A 3,491-nucleotide genomic window follows, 5' to 3' on the forward strand; every position below is an offset into this window, starting at 1 on the left:
CCCGCGGCGCCTGCGCCGGGGGCAAACGGCCCGCGCGCGCCGCGAGGCCTCGTTCACTGAACAAGCGCTTCGCGATGAGCCGATTGCTGGTCGCGCACGTAAGCCGCGTTCACCTAATCTCTCAGGCGCGCCAGTCGTAGATCCAGTCCTGCCGCGCCAGCATGCACTGCGGACCGATGGCGCGGATTGCGAGATCGCGGGCGATCGCCAGGGGTCCGCTCAAATGATAGATGCGGCCCTGCTGCCGTGCCATGCGCTGCACCTTCAGCACGCGCCCGCGCCGCATCTCGGCGTAGCGCTTCAACGCGGCGGGAATGCCTGCGGTGTTTTCGCCGGTGCAGTCGGCCAGAGCCTTGGCGAGCACGGCCGCATCCTCGATCGCCATGCCGGCGCCTTGCGCGGCAAACGGCAGCATCGCATGCGCGGCGTCGCCGAGCAGCGTCACGGCCCCTTCGTTCCAGCGGCCGATGTCGGGCAGGGTGAACAGCGCCCATTTGCGCCAGCCGTCGACCGCGCCGATCAGCATCCGCGCCGTGGCCGGCCAGCGTGCGGAAGCGAACGCGCCCTTGATCTCGTTGATGTCACCCGGCGCGCTCCAGCCCGGCCGGTTCCAGGTGCCGGATACGATCGCGACCACGTTGACCTGGCGGCCGGCCGAGATCGGATAGGCCACGAGATGCGCGTCCGGCCCCATCCACAGCTGCACGCGCGGCGCGGTGTATTCACGCGGCAAGGCGGTCGCGTCGAGCCTGCCGCGCCAGGCGATCAGGCCGGAGAATCGCGGCTGTACATCCGGAAACAAATGTCCGCGGACCGACGACCAGATGCCATCCGCGCCGATCAGCGCAACCGCCAATTCCTCCTGCCGTGCGTTGCCGCGGCGCTGCACCACCGTCAGCCCCTTGGCGTGCTTGGTCACGTCCTCGAACTGGCAGCCGAGCCGCAGATCGATATCGGGATGGTCGTTGACGGCGGCCTGCAACGCGGCCTGCAGATCGGCGCGGTGGATCACCCAATAGGGGGCACCGGCGCGGAACTCGGCGGCCCGGCCGAGCGGCATCCGCGCAATCTCGCCACCGGCCCGCGCGCTCAGGATGTTGACGGATTCCGGCGTGACCGCGCGCCGCGCCAGCGGTTCCTTGAGCCCGAGTTCGACCAGGATGCGGCTGGCGTTGGGAGAGAGCTGGATGCCGGCGCCGGCTTCCTCGAGCCGCTCGGCCTTTTCCAGCACGACGACGCGAAAGCCCTGTGCCGCCAGGGTCAGCGACGCCGTCAGTCCTCCGATCCCAGCGCCGGCAACGATGACGGTTCGCGTCAGCGCCACGGAGCGGTCAGGCGACCTTGTCCTTCAGCACGCATTCCGGCGGCCGGGCTTCGCCGGCAGCGAGGTCGGACGCGAAGCGATAGAGCGTCGAGCAATACGGGCAGATGATCTCGCTGTCGTTGCCGAGGTCGAGGAACACGTGCGGATGGTCGAACGGAGGGTTGGCGCCCACGCACATGAACTCCTGCGACCCGATCTCGATCACCGAGACACCGGCATCGTTATGGAAGTGCGGGACGACGTGGTCGGACATATTCTCACCTTGGTGGCAACGATGGGCAGACGCAATCAACAGCATGCGGCATCGCGAAATGCCGCGCACCATACTGGCGGGAACAGTTGATTCCTAGAGCCCCGATGGCTCATTTGCTCATGCAAATTCGACACAATCTTGTCGTCCCAGAGAAGCCCTTCTTTGGTCGGAGCCGTTGTGTCGCAAAAACGGCACACTATTTCCAAGGCGAGCTGAACAAGGCGAATTAAACTTGAGGTTTCAAGCGGAATGAACGGGGTGCGCCTCAGTTTGGCGGTGGCCGGCCTGGCAGCGAGCGCTGCCGTGGGCGCGGCCATTTGGCCGCACGCCCGGGACGCCGGCACGGTGCTGTCAGCGCGGAATGATCCGGCTGCGCTCGCCGACCTCAGGCTCAATTCCGTCCTGCGCAACAACCCGGCGTTGATATCGGACAATATCGAGGCGGCGCTCGCCTCCGGAGATGCCGATCTTGCGACCAGCTTTGTCGCGCTCGCAAGCGAGAACAACATCGCGCTCAGTGATGAACTCACAAGGCGCGTCGACGATGCGCGTGCCGAGCAATCGTCAACCGCACATTTCGCCAAGGGATTTGCCACCGGCCTCGTGACCGGCAATGCCGACGACGTCGCAAGCCTGTCGGGCACGGTCGCGGGCGACCTGTTCGTGTTCGGTGACGTCAGGGACGTCGTGCGCGAGGGCAAGCATCTCGTGATGGGCGAGGACACCGACCGACTGGTGCTTGGCCTTGCGGCCGCCGGGCTCGCCGTGACTGCGGCCACCTATGTGTCGGTCGGCGGCGCCGCGCCGCTGCGCGCCGGACTGACGCTGGTCAAGGATACGCGCAAGGCCGGACGGCTGAGCGAGGGGATGATCGAATGGGCCGGGCGCTCGACCCGCAAGGTGGTCGATCAGCCGGCGCTGCGTGAGGCGGTCGCGTCAGGCTCGGTGCTGCGGCCGGCAGAGACTGCAACCGCGATCCGCGCGGCGTTCCGCGCCGAGAAGGCCGGCGCGCTGGTGCGCGTCGCCAAGGACGTCGGGCGCATCGGCGAGGCGGCGGGGGTCCGTGCCGCGCGGGACACGCTGAAGGTCGCGGAGAACCCGCAGGAGATCGCGCGCGCAACCCGCATCGCGGAGGTGAAGGGCGGCCAGACCCGCGCGATCATCAAGCTGCTCGGCCGCGGCGCGCTGCTGCTCGTGGCCGGCACATTCAACCTCACCATGTGGCTGTTCGGCGCACTGCTTGCGCTGTTCGGCTTCCTGTCGTCGATCAAGGCCACCACCGAGCGAACCACGGCGTGGTGGCTCAGACGAAACAAGGCGCTGCGCCTGAAGCGGCAGATGACCGCGCAGGCCGCGCTGGCGAGTATCCCCGCTCAGGGCTAAGCTTGCGGTCGCCGGTCGATCGCAAATCCCAAATCCAAAATCCCAAATCCTAAGTCCCAAGAAAAAACGGAATCGATGATGCCGAGTTTCCATCACGGCGATGTTGAAATTGCCTATATCGACGAAGGCGCGGGCGAGCCGATCGTGCTCGTGCACGGCTTTGCGTCGAGCAAGAACGTCAACTGGATCTATCCGACCTGGGTGTCGGAGCTCGTCAAGGCCGGCCGTCGCGTCATCGCGCTCGACAATCGCGGCCACGGTGAATCCGCCAAGCTCTACGATGCCGCGCAGTATGAGATCGCGACCATGGCAAGCGACGTGATCGCGCTGATGGATCATCTCGGAATCGCACGCGCCGACATCATGGGCTATTCGCTGGGCTCGCGGATGACGGCGATCCTGGCGCGTGAAAATTCCGATCGGGTGCGTTCGGCGCTCCTCGGCGGCATCGGCATCGGGCTGATCGAGGGCGGCGGTCCCGGCGAGGCCGTCGCGCTGGCGCTGGAGGCGCCGTCGCTCGACGATGTCACC

The 3,491-nt window shown here is 66.8% G+C and carries 4 protein-coding genes; 2 read left to right on the top strand and 2 right to left on the bottom strand.

Annotated features, from left to right (window positions below):
* Positions 1-121: 121 nt before the first annotated feature.
* Positions 122-1,324: an FAD-dependent monooxygenase gene (locus H8B02_RS46140; protein WP_229172347.1), complete on the bottom strand. Its 1,203-nt coding sequence runs from the start codon at positions 1,322-1,324 to the stop codon at positions 122-124.
* Positions 1,325-1,331: 7 nt separating this feature from the next.
* Positions 1,332-1,577, bottom strand: coding sequence for a zinc-finger domain-containing protein (locus H8B02_RS46145; protein ID WP_092115185.1), 246 nt, complete (start codon positions 1,575-1,577; stop codon positions 1,332-1,334).
* 249 nt (positions 1,578-1,826) lie between these two features.
* On the opposite strand from H8B02_RS46145, the gene H8B02_RS46150 reads away from it, so the two are divergent.
* Positions 1,827-2,960, top strand: a complete 1,134-nt coding sequence (locus tag H8B02_RS46150) for a hypothetical protein (protein ID WP_229172348.1) — start codon at positions 1,827-1,829, stop codon at positions 2,958-2,960.
* Positions 2,961-3,038: 78 nt separating this feature from the next.
* Positions 3,039-3,491 (top strand): alpha/beta fold hydrolase (locus H8B02_RS46155; protein ID WP_229172349.1); only part of this gene is annotated, 453 nt, incomplete at its 3' end.

Origin of the sequence: Bradyrhizobium altum (genome assembly GCF_020889705.1) — a bacterium.
GTDB lineage: Bacteria > Pseudomonadota > Alphaproteobacteria > Rhizobiales > Xanthobacteraceae > Bradyrhizobium > Bradyrhizobium altum.